This window comes from Microcystis sp. M015S2 (genome assembly GCF_020245945.1).
GTDB lineage: Bacteria > Cyanobacteriota > Cyanobacteriia > Cyanobacteriales > Microcystaceae > Microcystis.
Window position 1 is genome coordinate 17,610 of sequence record NZ_JADBTX010000054.1, and the last position, 18,791, is coordinate 36,400.

Below are 18,791 nucleotides of genomic sequence, written 5' to 3' on the forward strand. Positions count from 1 at the left end.
AATTACCTAAACTAGAGATATTGATCAATTAGATAGTTTCGGGATCAATGCCCAATTCTCGTAATTTTGCCGCTAATCTTTCCTTTTCCAAGATAGCTTGTTCTTTTTCTAAAATAGCCTGTTCTTTTGCCTTTCGTTCCTGTTCCTTTTCTAAAAAAATCTGTTCCTTTGCTTGTCTTTGCTCTAATTCAGCTTCTTGGGGAGTGGGAACCAATTGACCATCGACGGTAAAATAACGCAGTTTACGGTCAAATATGCCTAAATATAGTTCTAATTGTTCACTCCATAAATAGCCGTTTTCATTAGCAGCAATAGCCTGATATTGTCCCGCAATTAATCTAAATCCTTGCAGTTCTAAACTTTCAGGATCAAACCAGAAATAGTTAGGAGTGCGAAAGGTATTTTGATAGAGAATTTTCTTTTTAGTTCGGTCAATATTGGCCGTAGAATCGGAGAGAATCTCGACGATCACATTGGGATATTTACCCCCTTCTCCCCAAACTACCCAACTTTTACGCGGATGTTTTTCCGTATCTAAGACGACAAAAAAATCAGGACCACAAAAATCACGTTTTTTTAGTTGTTCTTCGTTATAGTAGATGGTAAGATTGCCCGAAGCATAGTAATTAGTTCTTTCTTGCCATAACCTTTCTAAACAACCGATTAGAATTGTAATTTGTTGTAGATGTAAATCACTTTCCAAGGGTGGTTCATCACTCCATAAATCGGTGGGGGGACAGGTAACTTCCGGTAAAATGTCGAGAGTTGTCATAGTTTTTCCCCGTTATACTAGCTTTGTTTAATTATAACTGTTACGATCTTTTCTGGTCATAAAAAACTAATTTTTGGCTGACTCACGAGTAAAACTGTAGATAATTTGGGTAGCTAATTGTGGTAATTGTGAGAAATCTTCATCGGACATTTTTTGACGATCGAGTTTCATTTGTAATCCCGTCATCGAATCGTCTCCGTCGGAAATTAAAAATTCTAAGCGTTCAATTTCCGACCAATCTTTAATGTCATTTAATATCTTGTCAATAACCAGAAGATAAGGATGGGAAGGATTTTTATACCAATTACTGCTGACACCCTGACGAATATCTAAACCTAAATGTACGATCAAAGGGGCGCGATCAAAAAGGGCATTGGCTACCGGTCGGGTTTCTTCTTGGAGAGATAATTGATTAGCGCGACTTAACTGCCGTAATTTCTCCAATTGATGATATCTTTGCGAAATTGACGGCGGATTTTCCCCCCAACTGAGAGCGATGGTGACTAGATAGGTTTGTAAGAATAGATGTCCTAGCTTTTCCGCTTTTGTGGCTAGATAATTGGAATTATAATCATTAGCCTCGATCAGCAAAGGTACTCGCTCGACTATTTCCAAACCATAGCCTTTTAATCCGGCAATTTTACGCGGATTATTGGTAATTAAACGAATATTTCTCACCCCCAAATCGTTGAGCATTTGCGCTCCCATCCCGTAATCGCGCAAATCGGCGGGAAATCCTAACCTTTCGTTGGCTTCCACCGTATCTAATCCTATATCCTGTAAAGAATAGGCTTTTAGCTTATTAATTAAGCCAATTCCCCGTCCTTCCTGTCGCAGGTAAACCACCACCCCTAAACCGTTGTTTTCGATCATTTTTAGGGCAGCTTGTAACTGTTGCCGACAATCGCAACGCAAGGATCCCAAAGCATCCCCGGTCAGACATTCTGAGTGCATTCGTACCATTACAGGTTGATCACCAAAGAGAGCGGGATCGCCTTTCACAATAGCGATGTGTTCGGTTTGATCTAATAAATTTCGGTAGGCATAAAGCTGAAAAGTGCCGAATTGACTGGGAAAATCACAGACCGTTTCCCGATGGACAAAGCGATCGTGTTTTAAGCGATAACCGATCAGATCGGCAATGCTAATTAATTTGAGATTATGTTGACGAGCGTATTCAAATAGTTGCGGTAAACGGGCCATGGAACCATCGGGATTTTGGATCTCACAGATAACTCCCGCTGGATACAACCCGGCTAATCGAGCTAGATCCACGGCTGCCTCCGTATGACCAGCACGTTTTAAGACTCCACCGGCTTTAGCACGAATCGGGAAGACATGACCGGGACGGGTGAGATCGTCGGGACGAGTGACCGGATTAATGGCAACTTGCACGGTTTTCGCCCGATCTTCCGCCGAAATGCCAGTTTTAACCCCTAAGTGGGGAGCAGCATCGATGCTAACAGTAAAAGCGGTTTGATTGCTATCGGTGTTTTTTGTCACCATCAAGGGTAATTCGAGAGCATCAAGACGCTCTCCCGTCATTGCCAGACAGATTAAACCGCGAGCTTGCACTGCCATGAAGTTAATCAGATCGGGGGTGGCAAATTGGGCCGCACAGATTAGATCTCCTTCATTTTCGCGATTCTCATCATCAACTACTACAATAGCCCGTCCGGCTTTGATTTCCGCTAAGGCAGTATCGATAGAGTCAAAAGCGATCGAAGTGACAGTCACAGGCATTAAAACGATAGAACTATTTTCATTCTACAGGTTTGCTCGATCTGCTGAGGGTCAATTTCTGCCAGTTCCCTAGAAAGAAGTCTCCCGGTGAACCTGACGGCTGCCCGGGAGACTTTTAGTTATCTTAAGCTAGAAAATTAGTTCAAACTAGCGGGGGTGATGCTGGCAACTTTGCCACCGAGACGGTTGATCTGTTGCAGGGTGTTATTTAACTGTTCAAAGGGGACGATAATCGCTTTGCTACTGCGACGGACACGGGGATAACCCGGTTTGCTAATAGCGGCAATTTCCACGCGATAGAGCTTACCCACATCACCATAGGCCACACTACCACCAAGAGCTTTGCTGGGGGTGTTGCGTTGACCGGAGGGACGATAGGCCCAACCATCGCTGCCACCGGAGGGACCGACCACTGCCGAAGCGCCGTTTTGGGCTAATTCCACCGCTAAACGGGAGGTTTTGCCGGCAATCTGCGAGCGATCGCTGTTGGCATAACCGCGATAGAGTTGGAACATCCGGGTAAATCCCACGGTTTTTTGACCAGGTTGGCTGGCAAAACCACGATAGTAGGGAACAATACTATCGCCGAAGTTTTCGGTATATTCGGCGGAATCGATGTAGGAGTCGATATCGGCCTCGAATCCTTTGTTTTCGTAGAGATCGAGGTGATAGACCACTTCCGACTCATCGTAGGGAGCGCGACCTAAAAGATGTTTGATATTAAGTTCGATGACGCGGGTTTGGAAGTTACCGTAGAAGAATTTGTTCTTATACAGTTCCGATTTGGCCACGGCGCGGACGAATTCCCGCACGGTGATCGAACCGTTGCAGAGTAAGGATTCGGCACTGGTAAGGCGCTCGGAACGCATGATATAGTCATTGCCTAGCACCTGACGATAGACGGCGCGAATAACCGCCTGTGCGTCGTCACGGGACCAATCGGGACGTAATTCCACGGGAGCAACCTCGCTAAAAGCGGTTGTCCCTAAACGAGAAGCTGAGGTAGTAATTGCCACTAAAGTTCTCCTACAAAAAAATGATCATTTTCTGATCGCTCAAAACTAGGGGAGGATCAGTTCGATTACCTGGCCACCTTGACGATGGATATAACAAGGTCTGGAAGAACAGGTGATTGCTAACCCTTTTGCTAACAACCTCCTGTCTTTCCAGACCAGCAGTTTTTTTGATCGGACTAGCTGAGAGCGTTGATAGCGTAGTCGATATAGGAGTTGGCTTCTACTGCGGGGTCGCCACTTAAACCATGATTGGCTTTGATGTATTTGAGAGCTTCGATGTACCAGCTAGGAGACAGGTCGAAGGTGCGGTTGATTTCGTCAATACCAGCGATGAGGTACTCGTCCATCGGACCGGTTCCACCAGCAACTAAGCAGTAGGTCACCATGCGGAGGTAGTAACCGATGTCGCGAGCGCATTTCTCTTTACCGCGTTGGTCCGCCGCAAAGTTAGCCCCTTGCATTTGGGTGGTGTAGGGGTACTTGTTGTACACGGCTTGAGCGGCACCGGAGATCAAAGAACTAGCTTTTTCGGTTAAAGCTTTAGCGGCGGTGAGGCTGGCAGAAGCTTGACGAAAACGACCGAAAGCAACTTGGATTTCGGTGCTGCTTAAGAAACGACCTTGAGAATCAGCGGCTGCTACGGCTTCGGTAAGGGGGGTTTTCATTGTTTGGTATCTCCCAATAATCTTGCAATAAGTTTCCTACGGTTTAATTGAGACTAGCCCCAGGGACTAGGCGACAGCAGCGGCGGCGCGGTCGAAGTAGCTGGCAATTTCAGACATTAAAGCACTGCAATCGCCGGGGGTGACACCGTTGCGATCGTTAGCGATGGACAAAGCAGCTTCTTTCATTTTGCTTACGCCAGCAGCTACGGAAGCTCCGGGTACTCCTAAAGCTACATAGGTTTCGCGAAGACCATTTAAGCAACGATCATCGAGAACACTGCCGTCGCCAGCGAAGGTAGCGTAGGTAACATAGCGCAAGATGATTTCCATGTCGCGTAAGCAAGCGGCCATACGACGGCTGGTGTAGGCATTACCACCGGGGGTGATCAGTTGGGGCTGTTCAGCGAACAGGCTACGAGCGGCGTTGGCAACGATGGTGGAAGCGTTACTGGTGATCCGGTTAACAGAGTCCATCCGTTTGTTGCTGTCGGCAACCATGGCGCTGAGAGCGTCTAGTTGGGAAGAGCTTAAATATTCGCCGCGAGCATCAGCTTGGGATACTACCCGGGTGAATGCGTCAAACATTGTGACAATCTCCTAAATTTAAATGGGATTTGCTTGCAATTAAAAGGTTTTCCCTCTTAAGGGATTTCACGGTGAGCCTAGACGAGCCTTGACCGTGATTGTTGCGACCTACTTTAAGAAACCTGAAAAAACTTCATGGCTCTCTCATAAATCACCTAAGGAGGTTAAACAAGTATCCAGCTTAACTTTTGTCTGTTATCTTGGCCCCTCAAATTAAATTTATACACTGCTGTCGAAACTTTGTTTGTTACATCTTATTAAGTTTTTTGCTGTCTTTTTGTAACGGTCACTTAACAATAACTCGATCAAGTTGGTCATCAATCCCTGACCATGGCTCAAAGCCTCTCACCGTCGGGAAATCAGAGACAGCAAGGCTTTAAGGGTATAAAGGCCAGCAAGATAAAAAATTTAAGTTTTTTTTAATATTTCCCTGTTCTCCCTTCCCCTATTACCCAAGGATTGCCCTTTCCAGCCCTCAAATTACGATGAAGTTTTGTAAAGAAGGGAGAGGGGTGTGGGAATTATGAATTATGAATTATGAAGTGGGGGAGTGGGGAGAATCAATAAAAAGCTGTCTCCTGACGACCGACGACCGGCTCCTGACCTTAAACTAGAAATCAGTGTGCAAAACGTTTAGGCATGAAATAGGGTTGGAATACCCGAAATAACCGCCTAGTAAGGTCTTCAGTCCCTTGACTGAATCTAAAAGGTCAACCTTGACCAACCTTATAACTGTTTATCTGTCCCGACGTTTAGTATCACCCGATACCAAATTAGGCAAGGGAACTCAAGGTCAATACACTTGTAATAATCGTTACAAGTTGAGAGTAACGGCGATGGCCACCCCCAGTTTCAGAAATCACAACTCTGGAATTGAAGCGGGGAACGGAAGGCTCCGAGGTGTAACCTAACACCAGAATCGAGACCACTGCCAACCATCCAAGATTAGGCTCGGTTCTGAATGTCCGACCTGAACCATCGTTAATTATCAGCAGTGAAATAGGTTGACACACTGCGTTCAAAAAGAATCAAGGGGAAAAGTAAGGAAATTGGATTTTCACTTACACAGACCTTTAAAAGTACCCCGATGGAGAGGACAAATCTAAAGATGGAACGCCCATATAAACGGAACGGAATAAACCCTTTTAGGCTCTGGGATATTGGTCGAAAAACCCAGTAGTGATAAGTGTAAGCGCAAGCCTTCAAGGGTGTGAGATGTAACCAAAAGCCAACGACTGACGGTAATAGTCAGGATACGCTGACGGGTTACGGTTTGTCTGTAAGGATAGAGTTTAGTAGGAGTCTATATGACGAAACCCTTGAGAAAGTAAAGGATTCGGGAAACCGGAAACCACTAAGACTACGAATGTATGGAAGGCTATCAATTGGGCGAAAGTCCAAAGATACGTTTTCAAGCTCCAAAAGAGAATATTCCAAGCGGCTAAATCGGGACAGGATGCAAAGGTTAGAAGGTGGCAACATCTATTAGTGAAATCATACTACGCTCGTCTTTTAGCGGTAAGAAAAGTCACCCAAGATAATCAAGGAAAAAGGAACACTTAAAGCAAAACCGCTAAGGAGGGTATGGATTCCTAAACCAGGAAGGGATGAAAAACGCCCATTAGGAATACCAACCATTAAGGACAGAGCTAGACAAGCGTTGATTAAATCGGCACTCGAACCAGAATGGGAATCAAGAATGGAAGGAACCAGTTACGGTTTCCGACCGGGAAGGTCTGCCCATGATTCAATTGCCAGAATCTACACAAGTATCCGTCTTAGTAATTACTTTGTGTTAGATGCTGAGGTTAATTTCGAGAGACAATTACGCACATCGGCACGAGTGGGAGAATTACGATCGGGTTCTAGGAGAGTGCTATTTAGGGCAATTTGACCTAATAATCCTAGATTATCGACAGTTATTTGCCCCTCTGGATGAGGCGAAAAAAATAGATCAATCTGTCGGGTTTCGTCGGTAATTTCTTTGCTAATTTCTACTTGGCCTAGGGGCGTTAACGAAGGCGGTCGGCGGTCGGCAGCGGGCAGGAGGTTTCATCAATCGAGGCGAAGAAAAAAACGGTAAGATTAGTTAAAGAAAATGATACAAATATATATTGATTAGACAAAAAAAGCTATAAGTAAAAGAAAAGTCAATCTTCCTCAGCCCCATGACGAGAAAAGAACGGCCCTACTCGTGGTTCTCAAGAAAACCCTTAACCTGGCAACAATCGCGGACTATGTGGCGCGATTTATGGTTAGAAGCGTCCCTCGATTTTCCCTATCTAGCTTTGATTGTTAGTTCTTGTGCGATCGCTACCTTTGGCTTAGTCGCCAATAGTGCGGCCGTGATTATTGGTGCGATGATTATTGCCCCTTTGATGTTGCCGATTCGTAGTCTAGCTTTTGGTGGTTTAATTGGCAGTTGGCGATTAATTCGTAAGTCAGCCCTCGCGATTTTAGTCGGTACGATCATCGCTTTAGCGATAGCTTGTTTGCTAGGATTATTGATAGGAATTTCTGAATTTGGTAGTGAAATTCAAGCCCGTTCTCAACCGAATCTTTTAGATTTAGGAGTAGCAATTACGGCGGGCGCAATCAGTGGTTATGCCAAAATAGAACCGAAAATTTCAGGTACTTTAGCGGGAACAGCAATCGCCGTGGCTTTAATGCCGCCAGTTTGTACGATTGGTTTAGGATTATCCCAAGGCAATTGGGTCCTAAGTTTGGGGGCAACTCTGTTATATATTACCAATTTATTAGGCATTGCTCTCTCCTGTTTGTTGGTCTTTTTGCTGGCAGGTTATTCTAATTTTCATCGGGCGCGTAACGCTCTAATTTTGACTTCTATCCTGACAGCAGTTTTGCTAATTCCCTTAGGAATAAGTTTTGCAACTCTGGCCAATCAAGCTCGCTTAGAAAGGTTGATTAAAAAAGCTTTATTCCAACGAACGATTACTTTTCAACGGGCAGAATTATTGGAATCTTCGATTAATTGGCTCAAGCAACCTCCCCGGGTGAGATTAGTAGTAAGAACTGCGGAAAGTATTACCCCCAGACAGGTAGAATTGTTGGAAGAATTCATTACTAAGGAAATGGGGCGACCTTTTCAATTAAATGTCTTGGTTTCTAAGGTTAATGAAGTCACTGCCCCAGAATAAAGTCGATAAAATTAGCGCAAGTAATGACAAACAAGGATTAATTCGCTATCTTAATGTTTGATATTTAATCTATAGGTAGGGTTCAGGTGAGTAGCGGCAATCGACCAGAAAGCACGGCTTATGTGCGGATAATTAAGCAATCTTGGCAAACGGGGAAATTAGAGGGGGAAGTGCGGACGGAAGAATATCAATGGCGGTTTCAATGGCATTTTCTTCAAGGTAAGTTATTAGTACAACCTTCCCTAGGTAGGGCTTTGATTTTTGAACCCTTGAATCGGTTTTTAGAACGCTACGATTATCAGTTAGAACCGGGAGGAGATTATGAATTTACGGTGCGATCAAAATTGTAAAGATGGGGGATTAAATCACAGCTTTTCTCCGGAGGATGAAGTTTAACCTAATTTGGCCTCATCTCCCGATGACAGATTCCCTCAAAGGAAAACTTTGTACCTCATCATTAAGATAACAGCCTATTGATCAAGAGAAATTGACGGTTTATGGACAACCCGGCCGAGATACTAGATTTTTATAGGAAGTTTTTTGATTTAAATCCTGTCGGTTAGGCTAAAATTCAGCCATACTAAAGCGTTATATTAACGATAAGAATTTTTAGGAATAAGGGAAATGACTCAAGGACAGAAGGTTTCAGTGGGTATTGTCGGCGCTTCCGGATATGGTGGCGTACAGTTGGTACGTTTGCTCAAAGAACATCCCTTAGTAGAATTAGTCTATCTGGGGGGCGATAGTAGTGCGGGGAAACCCTACAGTGATTTATATCCCCATCTCGGTCATAGTATTAATCTTAATGTGGAGGCGATCGATTTAGACATAATTGCCTCCCGTTGTCAAGTGGTTTTCTTGGGTTTACCCAATGGTTTAGCCTGTGATTTAGCCCCTCCTTTGCTCGCTAAAGGGTGTAAAGTGTTGGATCTGTCAGCAGATTATCGTTTTACTAGCCTAGAAACCTATAGTAAATGGTATGGCAAGGAACGTCAGGATCAAGCGATCGCATCTACGGCTGTGTACGGTTTACCGGAACTTTATCGGGAAGATATTAAAAATGCCTCTTTGATCGGTTGCCCCGGATGTTATCCTACTGCTAGTTTAATGGCGATTTCTCCCCTGTTAAAACAGGGTTTAATTATCCCGGAAACCACGATTATTGATGCCAAATCAGGAACTTCGGGAGGGGGAAGACAAGCTAAGATTAATATGTTATTGGCAGAAGCAGATAGTTCGATCGGGGCCTATAATGTAGCGGGAAAACACCGTCATACTCCCGAAATTGAGCAGATTTGCGGTGATTTAGCCGGTCATGAGGTGCGCGTTCAGTTCACTCCCCATTTAATGCCCATGGTTCGGGGTATCCTGTCCACAGTCTATGCAACTTTGCGGGATCCCAATCTGGTGCGGGATGATTTAATCACTATCTACAATGCTTTTTATCGCGCTTCTCCCTTTGTCAAAATCCTACCAGGGGGAGTCTATCCACAAACTAAGTGGGCCTGTGGTACTAATTTATGTTATCTCGGTATTGAAGTGGATCCGAGAACCGATCGAGTGATAGTGATGTCAGCGATCGATAATTTAGTTAAGGGACAATCGGGACAAGCGGTACAATGTCTCAATCTCATGATGGGTTGGGAAGAATCCCTTGCTTTGCCGCAAATGTGTTTTTATCCTTAAAAATTCCAGGATGCGTTTAACCGAGTACATCTCATTTTGGGAAATCTACTGAGTTGGGATTTTTAAAGGGAAACTATCGGCTAAAATTGGTCATTACTTCCGATTTTACCACTCAATCCAAGCCTTTGGGGGGTTCTACCCCCAAACCCCCCGTCGGGGGCGTGGCGCCGCCCCCAAACCCCCCGCGCATTAGTTTTTCGGTGGGATGCTTACACGCAGCTGCTGATACATTTGTAATTATTTTAAGAGTCACTGATAATTGCTGATTGTCGGTATTTCTGCAAATGTGAGATGCACCCCGTTTAACCACGCATCCTTTGCTCAATTTCGGGAAAAACCGGCAAAATTTTGTCACTATGATTGAGATGCGATGTTTACCGATTGGCAGCAAAGACAAGGAGAAAATGGCAGAAAAGTAGTCAGTTTATCGGCAAAAGTGAATATAAGACCTTGCTAAAGTTCCTCACCACCAAACTAAATTTGATTGTCAAGTTGATATCTAACCCCTTAGAAACCCTGACTTATCCGACTGGGATCACCTAAAAAGGCCCTTTCAGGAATCGATCCTTTAGTAGCTTCCGGGAGAATTTGCCAGTGTTGATCTAAAGCTTGTAACACCCGGTCCTGCTGATTTCTGAATCCCTCGATATTGCCACTACCGGCATTCATAATCACAAACCAAACTTTACCCCTTTCTTGGGTGGGAATTTCTCCGGCTAAGGCGCTAACTTGGGCCAAAGTTCCAGTTTTAATCACCACTCCTTTGGGAATGGCCCGCCACTGCATAGTTCCTTTGGTATCGCGTCCCCCCACCGGAAATAAATCAGCTACTTTGATCGGTTGATTGGCTAACTTGCGATCCAATGCTTTGAGAATCTCAATAACTGCCCGGGGAGACAAGCGATTTTCTACCCCCAATCCCGAACCATTAATTAATTGAATTTCCTCCGCTCCTACCCCAGTAATTTTAGTATTAATTGCGTCCACTGCCGCGGGGCCGCCGAGCAGTTCCGCTAACATTTCTGACATGACGTTATTACTATAAATATTCATCTGACGCAACAGTTCCGTTAAAGTTAAGGACTGATGACGCAATAATAATCGGGCATTTTCGGGGCGAATTTGACTGGCTCGAACCATGCCCAAAATCTTCACCTGTGGGGCTTGTGTGCCGCTAGGAAGGCTCTGAAAAGCTTTTTGGGTTTCTTTTGACCATTTCGATTGATCAAGCCCAATTTTTAGCAATTCTCCCGCTTTGAGGGGATCGGTTTGAAAATTCATGGCGAATTGACCTGTAATGATCAGATCGCCTTTGACCTGACGGATGCCTAATTGATCGAGGCCATTGCCCACTGCGATCGCTTCTTCCCAGACAAAGAGAGGATCCCCTTCCCCTTCAATAATTAAATCTCCCTCTAACACCCCGTTTTTTACCTCTCCCGTGCTGTAAAAACGAGTAGCAAAACGATGATCGAGAGACCAGGTTTCCACGGCGGCGAGAGTAGTGGCGATTTTAGTTAAAGAGGCCCCCGAAGCGGGCAGATTACCCTGATGATCAGCTAAATCAGCCCATTCCGTCTCAATTAAGACCCGTTGTTGACTAGAGTTTAAACCTTTTTTCGTCAAGTCTTGCAGATAATCGGCCACGATCGCCGCCACCAGGGGATCGGGAGCGGTGGGAAGGTGGAAAATAGGTTGATTTTGCCAAGAAATTAGGGGAATATTGGCGATCGGTTGGGATTGCCCCCCCAACCAACCGAAGAGAAAGCCGAAAACTGCCAAATTAAAAACTGAGAACATCTTTTCCTTAATCGCAATGATGCCTTATTGTATAGAAATGATTGGTAATTTTTAACAATTGCTCGATCAGAAAACACTAATCCTCGATCGGCCAGCTTTTGTCAAGAGCTGCCGCTCAACTTATTAAAGATTTCTATCCCACTGACTCAATGGCAGAAACGGCATTAAATCGGGCAAGAATCGCGGTAGATGCGATGGGAGGTGACTACGCTCCCAACGAGATTATCGCGGGATCGATGCGAGCTTCCGAAGAATTAGATGTAGAAGTATTATTAGTCGGCGATTCTGAACGGATTGAGGCTTATTTCCAGCATCATCCCCGTCCCAAGAATCTCACGATCGTCCACGCAGAGGAAGTGGTGGCTATGGACGAAGAGCCGATCACCGCTATCCGTCGCAAACCAGCGGCCTCGATTAATGTGGCCATGGATTTAGTCAAACAAAATCGCGCCGATGCAGTGGTGGCCGCTGGTCACTCCGGGGCAGCCATGGCGGCGGCGTTACTGCGTTTGGGTCGTTTAAAAGGAATCGATCGCCCAGCGATCGGTGCGGTGCTGCCGACGATGTTGGCGGGTAAATCAGTTATTATCCTCGATGTCGGGGCGAATGTGGACTGTAAACCCAAATATTTAGAGCAGTTTGCCCTAATGGGAACAATTTACAGTAAATACGTTATGGGGGTTGAAGATCCGAAAGTCGGTTTACTCAATATCGGCGAAGAACCCAGCAAAGGTAACGATCTCGCCCTAAAAACCTACGAATTATTAGAAAATAACCAGCAAATTCCCTTTATCGGCAATGCTGAAGGCCGGGATGTGCTATCGGGACAATTTGATGTGATCGTCTGCGATGGTTTTGTCGGTAATGTCCTGTTAAAATTTGCCGAAGCGGTGGGAGGAGTTATCCTACAAATTCTCAAAGAGGAATTACCTAGGGGGATACAGGGTAAAGTCGGGACGGCTTTAATTAAACCCAATCTTAAACAGATTAAACAACGCATGGATCATGCAGAACACGGCGGTGCGCTGTTATTTGGAGTCGATGGGGTCTGTGTGATCAGTCACGGCAGTTCCCAAGCGCCTTCAATTTTTAACGCCATCCGACAGGCGAAAAATGCCGTCGATAATCGCGTTTCTGAGCGCATTCAAGCCTACAATGACCACCATCATCAATTAAAAAAGTTGTCGGTGAACGGTGAAGATTAAGCCGTCAACTGATAACTGATAACTGATCACTGATAACTGAAAAAGGGGGAATATTTTGAACGGATTCGGGGCAGCCGTCGTCATGACTGGTTGTGGATCGGCCACACCAGGGCAATTTCTTAGTAATGAAGAACTCAGCCAAATTGTCGAGACTTCCGACGAGTGGATTAAAAGTCGTACAGGCATCGGTAAACGCCATTTAGCGGATCAATCGGTGTCTTTGAGCCAACTAGCGGCCCAAGCGGCGATTAAGGCTCTAGAAATGGCTCAGGTGTCGCCTAGGGACATCGATCTGATTCTCTTGGCTACTTCTACCCCCGATGATCTGTTCGGTAGTGCTGCCCAAGTTCAAAGTCAGATCGGGGCCAATCGGGCGATCGCTTTTGATCTCACCGCCGCCTGTTCGGGTTTTCTGGTGGCATTAGTCACCGCCACTCAGTTTATCCGTACTGGTACTTACCGCAATGTCTTAGTTATCGGGGCTGATGTTCTCTCCCGTTGGGTGGATTGGAATGATCGCGCTACCTGTGTCCTCTTCGGGGATGGGGCAGGGGCGGTGGTTTGTCAAGCAAATGATACAAAAGATAACATTCTCGGTTTTGAACTCCATAGCGACGGCAGCCAGAATGGTTCTCTTAATCTCGCCTATCAGGGGGAAGAATTACCCCTTAAGGAGGGGGTAAGGGTTCAAAAAGGGACCTATAAGCCCCTAACGATGAACGGACGGGAAGTCTATCGTTTTGCCGTGGCGAAAGTGCCAGAGGTCATCGAAAAAGCTCTGTATCGGGCTAATTTAACCACCAGTGATATCGATTGGCTAGTTTTGCACCAAGCTAATCAAAGAATTATGGACGCGGTGAGCGAGCGCCTGAAACTGCCTCCGGAAAAAGTGATCAGCAATCTCAGCGAGTATGGCAACACTTCCGCAGCATCAATTCCTCTAGCCCTCGATGAAGCTGTCAGGAGTGGTAAGGTCAAAAAAGGTGATATTATTGCTTCTTCCGGCTTTGGTGCTGGTTTAACTTGGGGTGGGATTATCTTCCGTTGGGGAGATTAATTCAGTGATCAGTAACCAGTAACCAGTAACCAGTAACCAGTAAACAGTAAACAGTAAACTAAAAACTCACATCTGATAACTGATAACTGATAACTGATAACTGACCCAAACACATCTATCTATCTATTTTAAGAACTTATGAAAACAGCGTGGATATTCCCGGGACAAGGATCGCAAGCGTTAGGAATGATTGGAGATTTAGCGGAAAGTGCGCTTGGCCAAGAGAGATTAGAAATAGCAGCAAAAATCCTCGGTTGGTCAGTCCTGGAAAAATGTCAAGGGGATGAAGAAACCCTATCTCGTACTCTTTATACCCAACCTTGTTTATTTGTGGTGGAGAGTATTTTAGCGGATTTGTTGCAAGAAAAAGGTCATTTTCCCGATCTAGTTGCCGGTCATAGTCTTGGTGAATATTCGGCTTTGTATGCGGCCAGGGTGTTTAATTTTGAAACAGGATTAAATCTAGTTCAAAACCGTTCCCGTTTGATGGATGCGGCCGAAGGTGGTAAAATGGCCGCCTTAATGAAATTTGATCGCACCAGTCTAGAGACAGTGATTAATCAGACGGAAAATGTAGTTATTGCTAATGATAATAGTGCCGAACAAGTGGTGATTTCTGGGACTCCTGAAGCGGTGGATTTGGTATTAGGTCAAGTGAAAGTTAAGCGGGTTATGCCATTAAAAGTATCCGGTGCTTTTCACTCTCCCTTGATGGAAAATGCCGCTATTCAATTTCAGCAGATTTTAGAATTAGTTAATTTTCGGTCTGCAAAAGTTCCCGTTATTTCTAATGTTAATCCTAGCCAACCGATCACCGATGCGGAGGAATTAAAAAGTTATCTCATTCAGCAGATGACTAGCTCGGTTCGCTGGCGAGAAATTATGTTAAAATTGCCAGATGTGGGTGTGGAAAAAGCGATCGAAGTCGGTCCGGGTAAAGTTTTAACTGGTTTAATTAAACGAACTACTCCCGCAATTGAGTTAGAAAATATTAGTCAATTAGCCGATATATGCAAAAGTAGCGATGGTACTAAATTGCAGGGTTCATTAATTGGTGTTGGTTAAATTATCTGGCAACATTTTCGACAAAGGAAGTAAATTGATCGATACCTAGCCAAAAATTTGGTTAGGTATTTTTTTAGGAAACTATCATAACTTCTACTGTTTCTCCTGCTTGTATAGTAGTTTTACCCTGGGGAATTATGGCTAAAGCATTAGTACCCGCTAAATTAATTAAATTAGCCGAATTGTGTTGTCCAGAAGCAAGTTTAAATTGATAAACTCCCTCGATAATTTCTATTTTTCCCCAGAGATAAACTTCTCTTTGTCCATTAGATTTGAGAGTATCGCGGGTGACAACTCGCAGAAATTTGTTCTGATAATCTGTCAATCCCGATAATTTTTTAATGGCCATTTGTACGAAGCGCCAACAGGAAACTAAAGCAGAGACGGGATTACCAGGGATACCAAAGTAAATACAACCGTTAGGAAAAGTAGCAAAGGTTAAGGGTTTACCCGGTTGAATAGCAACGCTGCCAATCAGAATTTCTCCCCCTAATTCCCCTAAAATTCCCTCGATATAATCGTAATCTCCCACAGAAACACCTCCAGTGGAAAGGACGATAGCACTAGAATTAATGGCTTTTCTGATAGTTTCTCTGAGAAGATCGGGATTATCTTTGATTATACCTAAAGGTCTGGGAATTGCGCCTAAACTGGCGACAAATGCGGTTAAAGCGTAGCGATTTGAGTCAATAATTTGACCTTTTTGGAGGGTTTCATCGGGATTAATTAATTCATCTCCCGTGGAGAAAATTGCCACTTGGGGACGGGAAAACACTGTTAATTCGGTAGCTTGTGCTGTGGCTAAAACTGCTATTTCTGGGGAATTAATGGCAATACCAGCTTTTAATAAGGTATTTCCCGCTCGATAGAATGTGCCGCGTTGACGCACGAAAAGACCTATTTTTTCGGGAGGGATAAGAATCGCCACTCGCTCGCCTTTTTTTTGAGTATTTTCCTGCATAATAATCGTATCACTGCCGGCGGGTAACATCGCTCCGGTAAAAATCCGGGCTGTTTCTCCCTGTTGAATAATTTTTTCGGGGGCTTTGCCGGCGGGAATTTCGGCGATAATCTTTAAAGTAACGGGATTGTCTGGGTTAGTGTCTTTGACATCTTCGTAGCGGACAGCATAGCCATCCATAGCAGAATTATCCCAATAGGGAAAGTCTAAATCACTGCTGATATCTTCGGCTAAAATGCGCCCAAAAGCTGCCCCTAGAGAAACTTTTTCTGTTTGCTGTTGGGGTTGAATTTGAGTTAGAATTATCGATTCTGCTTCTTTGACTGAGTACATGGATTAAAAAAATGAACCGATTAGCTAGATTAAGGGTGGAAGATATACAAGCTTGGCTCGGGGAAGTGCATTTATCGGATACTAAGGGTCAGACTCCCTATTATATACCGGTTTTGAACCGAGTTCATCCCGAGGTTTTCGCTCTTCAGATTCACTGTCTTGAGGGGGAGATTTTGTCTTGGGGAGATGAAACTGTAACTTTTCCTTTGATGAGTGTGATTAAACCTTTTTTGTTATTATATCTTTTAACTCATTTAGGGGAAGATGCTGTTTTTCGTCGCGTGGGAAAACAAGCTTCTAGTTATCCTTTTAATTCTTTAACTCAACTGCAAGAGGATCGCGGTTTTCCCCGTAATCCTATGATTAACAGTGGTGCGATAGCCTTGGCGGATTTATTAGCAGGGGAAACGCCAGAATCTCGCTGTGAAAATTTGCTTTTATGGTTAAATGAAATGGGTAATTGTCAATTATTTCTTGATCACTCTGTGCTTGATTCTGTTCACTCCTATCCTAATGCACACAATCAAGCTTTAAGCTTAGAATTAGAAAAAAATGGTTATATTAGTTATCGTTATTTAGCCCTAGAAACCTACAATCGAATCTGTTGTTTATCTGGAAAAATTGCCGATCTTGCTAATTTAGGTAAGTTGATTTTAGCTACTCCTTTTCGTGAAATTATTCTAGAAATTATGACTAATTGTGGACTCTATGAAGCTTCCCAACAATTCGCCCTTGAGGTGGGTTTTCCCACTAAATCGGGAGTCAGTGGGGCTCTATTGTCAATTGTACCAGAACAGGGAGCGATCGCTTGTTATAGTCCTCTGTTAAATGAGCAAGGTAATTCAATTTTAGGACTTAATTTACTAACACATATAAGTCATTTTGTCAAGGAAATTTAATCTAGGAAAATAAGCTTTAATTCCTCAAAAAAACACCGATACTTTTTCTGATTTTTCTTGCCAAGTACCGTGAAAACCGGGAGGGATAACACTGGGTAATTGCAGGCAACAAAGGGGTTCTTTTTCTAACTGCTGACTATCATAGATTCTCACTTGGCTGCTGTGATTATTGCCGTCGTAAACCACGACGATTAACCATCCCGTTTCTGGAGATAAACCATCGCAGACAAAAATCGGTTCACTGCCATAACAGTTATTTTCTAGATAAGCAATAGTTAACTTACCTGTGGAGTGATTATAACAAGCGGGAAGTCCGATAATTTGCTGACGAATATCGCTATCGGGACGATGGACAGCTAAAAAAGTATTTTGCCATTTTTGTCCCACCAGTTGCGGGGAAACCACAGGAAAATCACAGCTTAAATCCGAGAGAATTTCCTGATTAATTACCTTTGCTGATAGGGGATTGATGGTGACACTTGCTAATTGTCCGATGGCTAAGGTTTCGGTTTTACCCGTGGCAACTTCCTTTAAAAATTGATTAGTCTTAAAGTCATCATAACGGACAAAAACAATTTCAAGATTGCCTTGGTCATTCACACAACCATTAGCGAAGTGCCATTGAAACCATGAATCTGTAACACTTTCACTGACTAATTGCAGAGAATCTCGCTCAAAAATTAGTATTCTTGTTCCTAATTCTGGCTGCCACTGCATGGCATCACTAAAAGTTTTAAATCCCAACAGTATCGATAACTTATCCGCTTTTATCGGTGGGACAAAAAAGACGAGATACTGTCCCGCTAAAACAAAGTCATGCAGCAGCGACAATCTATCTAAATCAAAAGTGTTTTTCTGGATAATTTGACCAGTGGAGTCAGACTTATAGAGATTTAAACTAACTTTGGCACTGATTGTCACCCCGAAATTAAAAATCTCTCCTCTGGACAAATCTACTTTAGGATGAGCGGAAAAAGTTTCCTTTGCTTGTAAGCTAGATAAATTATCTAAACCTAGGGTTTCTAAAGATTGTAAATCTAATTTATGGGGAAAACCCCCTTCCCAGAGAGCTAATAATTTATCGGGTAAAGCTAACACCGAGGTATTAGCGGCATTTTTTACCTCTTTTCCCCAATTATTCCAAAAGAAGCCGGGGGCATTCATGCCATAATTAGGAAATAAATATTGATTAGCGGCGCTTTCTTGCTGATAACCAGCAGTCTGAACATAACGATAGGTGGCACTGGCTCCCTTATCATGAAAATGTACAGCTAAAACTGCCCCATCTCCGTCAAACCAATGACCAACTTTCTGCTTACCTCTTTCTAATCTCCCCGGACCATTGCGATAGAGACTCCCCCGCAATCCCTCGGGAATTTTCCCCGATAATAAGGTTAATTGCGTTTCAGAAAATTCCACTGCTGGTTTTTCTAAAGATTTTGCCCAAGCTTTCATAGATTTGTTTTTTTACTGATTACATAGTTAAGTATAGCCCTAGGCTAGGTTCAATGACGATAACTTAGGCAGTTTACCAGTTAGTTAGTATTCGTCACAACCCATCAATTATATCATTATAAAGTATCGGGATCAATTCCCAGAGAACGGATATATTCAGCTAAACGTCCAGCTTTAAGACGCTCTTGTTCTAACTGTAAACTTGCTTGTTCAGCTTTAAGACGCTCTTGTTCTAATTGTAAACTTGCTTGTTCAGCTTTTTGAGATAACTCGATAGAAGTCAAAAATTTCTGACCATCTAAACTATAAATTTCTAACTCCTTTTCTGTCAATTCAAATCGGATATTTAACCGAGGACTAACCCATCCCTTAATCTCAGGTATAGATCTTA

The 18,791-nt window shown here is 43.7% G+C and carries 15 protein-coding genes and 3 pseudogenes; 8 read left to right on the top strand and 10 right to left on the bottom strand.

Annotated elements, in window-relative coordinates; translation table 11 throughout:
• Positions 1 to 28 precede the first annotated feature (28 nt).
• From IM473_RS11515 to cpcB, 5 genes are all read right to left on the bottom strand, one after another.
• Complete coding sequence (locus tag IM473_RS11515) at positions 29 to 772, bottom strand: Uma2 family endonuclease (protein WP_287658197.1); 744 nt, start codon at positions 770 to 772, stop codon at positions 29 to 31.
• Positions 773 to 838: 66 nt separating this feature from the next.
• Positions 839 to 2,515, bottom strand: coding sequence for a bifunctional 3,4-dihydroxy-2-butanone-4-phosphate synthase/GTP cyclohydrolase II (gene ribBA, locus IM473_RS11520; protein WP_287658198.1), 1,677 nt, complete (start codon positions 2,513 to 2,515; stop codon positions 839 to 841).
• A gap of 137 nt (positions 2,516 to 2,652) precedes the next feature.
• Positions 2,653 to 3,531, bottom strand: a complete 879-nt coding sequence (locus IM473_RS11525; protein ID WP_002749927.1) for a phycobilisome linker polypeptide — start codon at positions 3,529 to 3,531, stop codon at positions 2,653 to 2,655.
• Between the two features lie 176 nt (positions 3,532 to 3,707).
• A complete protein-coding gene (cpcA, locus tag IM473_RS11530; protein ID WP_004268966.1) occupies positions 3,708 to 4,196 on the bottom strand; it encodes a C-phycocyanin subunit alpha in 489 nt (162 codons plus the stop codon).
• Between the two features lie 66 nt (positions 4,197 to 4,262).
• Entirely contained in the window at positions 4,263 to 4,781 is a 519-nt protein-coding gene (cpcB, locus tag IM473_RS11535) for a C-phycocyanin subunit beta (RefSeq protein ID WP_004268967.1), read from the bottom strand.
• 1,380 nt (positions 4,782 to 6,161) lie between these two features.
• On the opposite strand from cpcB, the pseudogene IM473_RS11540 reads away from it, so the two are divergent.
• Positions 6,162 to 6,591: pseudogene (locus tag IM473_RS11540) on the top strand (reverse transcriptase N-terminal domain-containing protein); the annotation flags it as partial.
• On the opposite strand, the pseudogene IM473_RS11545 reads toward IM473_RS11540, so the two are convergent.
• Positions 6,585 to 6,827 (bottom strand): annotated as a pseudogene (locus IM473_RS11545) (hypothetical protein); the annotation flags it as partial. The pseudogenes IM473_RS11540 and IM473_RS11545 sit on opposite strands and share 7 nt — an antisense overlap.
• A gap of 122 nt (positions 6,828 to 6,949) precedes the next feature.
• On the opposite strand from IM473_RS11545, the gene IM473_RS11550 reads away from it, so the two are divergent.
• The 3 genes from IM473_RS11550 (at position 6,950) to argC (ending at position 9,625) form a co-directional block, all read left to right on the top strand.
• Positions 6,950 to 7,939, top strand: coding sequence for a DUF389 domain-containing protein (locus tag IM473_RS11550; RefSeq protein ID WP_287658199.1), 990 nt, complete (start codon positions 6,950 to 6,952; stop codon positions 7,937 to 7,939).
• Between the two features lie 86 nt (positions 7,940 to 8,025).
• On the top strand, positions 8,026 to 8,289 hold the full coding sequence (locus IM473_RS11555) for a DUF3146 family protein (protein WP_004268973.1): 264 nt from the start codon (positions 8,026 to 8,028) through the stop codon (positions 8,287 to 8,289).
• Positions 8,290 to 8,563: 274 nt separating this feature from the next.
• On the top strand, positions 8,564 to 9,625 hold the full coding sequence (gene argC, locus IM473_RS11560) for an N-acetyl-gamma-glutamyl-phosphate reductase (RefSeq protein ID WP_287658200.1): 1,062 nt from the start codon (positions 8,564 to 8,566) through the stop codon (positions 9,623 to 9,625).
• 507 nt (positions 9,626 to 10,132) lie between these two features.
• Here the strand turns inward: argC and IM473_RS11570 are convergent.
• On the bottom strand, positions 10,133 to 11,425 hold the full coding sequence (locus IM473_RS11570) for a D-alanyl-D-alanine carboxypeptidase (protein ID WP_287658201.1): 1,293 nt from the start codon (positions 11,423 to 11,425) through the stop codon (positions 10,133 to 10,135).
• Between the two features lie 149 nt (positions 11,426 to 11,574).
• On the opposite strand from IM473_RS11570, the gene plsX reads away from it, so the two are divergent.
• From plsX to fabD, 3 genes are all read left to right on the top strand, one after another.
• Positions 11,575 to 12,630, top strand: coding sequence for a phosphate acyltransferase PlsX (gene plsX / locus IM473_RS11575; protein ID WP_271947527.1), 1,056 nt, complete (start codon positions 11,575 to 11,577; stop codon positions 12,628 to 12,630).
• A 55-nt stretch (positions 12,631 to 12,685) separates the two neighbouring features.
• Complete coding sequence (locus IM473_RS11580) at positions 12,686 to 13,687, top strand: beta-ketoacyl-ACP synthase 3 (RefSeq protein ID WP_287658202.1); 1,002 nt, start codon at positions 12,686 to 12,688, stop codon at positions 13,685 to 13,687.
• Positions 13,688 to 13,825: 138 nt separating this feature from the next.
• The gene (gene fabD, locus IM473_RS11585; RefSeq protein ID WP_287658203.1) at positions 13,826 to 14,752 is read left to right on the top strand and encodes an ACP S-malonyltransferase; all 927 of its coding nucleotides are present in this window, start codon (positions 13,826 to 13,828) and stop codon (positions 14,750 to 14,752) included.
• A gap of 73 nt (positions 14,753 to 14,825) precedes the next feature.
• On the opposite strand, the gene IM473_RS11590 is transcribed toward fabD, so the two are convergent.
• Positions 14,826 to 16,046, bottom strand: coding sequence for a molybdopterin molybdotransferase MoeA (locus IM473_RS11590; RefSeq protein ID WP_287658204.1), 1,221 nt, complete (start codon positions 16,044 to 16,046; stop codon positions 14,826 to 14,828).
• Between the two features lie 11 nt (positions 16,047 to 16,057).
• Between IM473_RS11590 and IM473_RS11595 the strand changes: the two genes are divergently transcribed.
• Positions 16,058 to 16,945 (top strand): glutaminase, encoded by an 888-nt coding sequence (locus IM473_RS11595; RefSeq protein ID WP_287658205.1) that lies wholly within the window; start codon positions 16,058 to 16,060, stop codon positions 16,943 to 16,945.
• A gap of 24 nt (positions 16,946 to 16,969) precedes the next feature.
• Here IM473_RS11595 and IM473_RS11600 read toward each other — a convergent pair whose 3' ends face one another.
• Both IM473_RS11600 and IM473_RS11605 read right to left on the bottom strand, forming a co-directional pair.
• Positions 16,970 to 18,400, bottom strand: a complete 1,431-nt coding sequence (locus tag IM473_RS11600; RefSeq protein WP_287658206.1) for a carotenoid oxygenase family protein — start codon at positions 18,398 to 18,400, stop codon at positions 16,970 to 16,972.
• 116 nt (positions 18,401 to 18,516) lie between these two features.
• Positions 18,517 to 18,791, bottom strand: a pseudogene (locus IM473_RS11605) (Uma2 family endonuclease); the annotation flags it as partial.

Bases quoted from the DNA above. Each gene is read 5' to 3' on its own strand.
- cpcB (WP_004268967.1), bottom strand. From the start codon at position 4,781: ATGTTTGACGCATTCACCCGGGTAGTATCCCAAGCTGATGCTCGCGGC.
- IM473_RS11600 (WP_287658206.1), bottom strand. From the start codon at position 18,400: ATGAAAGCTTGGGCAAAATCTTTAGAAAAACCAGCAGTGGAATTTTCT.
- IM473_RS11550 (WP_287658199.1), top strand. From the start codon at position 6,950: ATGACGAGAAAAGAACGGCCCTACTCGTGGTTCTCAAGAAAACCCTTA.
- IM473_RS11595 (WP_287658205.1), top strand. From the start codon at position 16,058: ATGAACCGATTAGCTAGATTAAGGGTGGAAGATATACAAGCTTGGCTC.
- argC (WP_287658200.1), top strand. From the start codon at position 8,564: ATGACTCAAGGACAGAAGGTTTCAGTGGGTATTGTCGGCGCTTCCGGA.
- cpcA (WP_004268966.1), bottom strand. From the start codon at position 4,196: ATGAAAACCCCCCTTACCGAAGCCGTAGCAGCCGCTGATTCTCAAGGT.
- IM473_RS11570 (WP_287658201.1), bottom strand. From the start codon at position 11,425: ATGTTCTCAGTTTTTAATTTGGCAGTTTTCGGCTTTCTCTTCGGTTGG.
- ribBA (WP_287658198.1), bottom strand. From the start codon at position 2,515: ATGCCTGTGACTGTCACTTCGATCGCTTTTGACTCTATCGATACTGCC.
- plsX (WP_271947527.1), top strand. From the start codon at position 11,575: ATGGCAGAAACGGCATTAAATCGGGCAAGAATCGCGGTAGATGCGATG.
- IM473_RS11515 (WP_287658197.1), bottom strand. From the start codon at position 772: ATGACAACTCTCGACATTTTACCGGAAGTTACCTGTCCCCCCACCGAT.
- IM473_RS11590 (WP_287658204.1), bottom strand. From the start codon at position 16,046: ATGTACTCAGTCAAAGAAGCAGAATCGATAATTCTAACTCAAATTCAA.
- fabD (WP_287658203.1), top strand. From the start codon at position 13,826: ATGAAAACAGCGTGGATATTCCCGGGACAAGGATCGCAAGCGTTAGGA.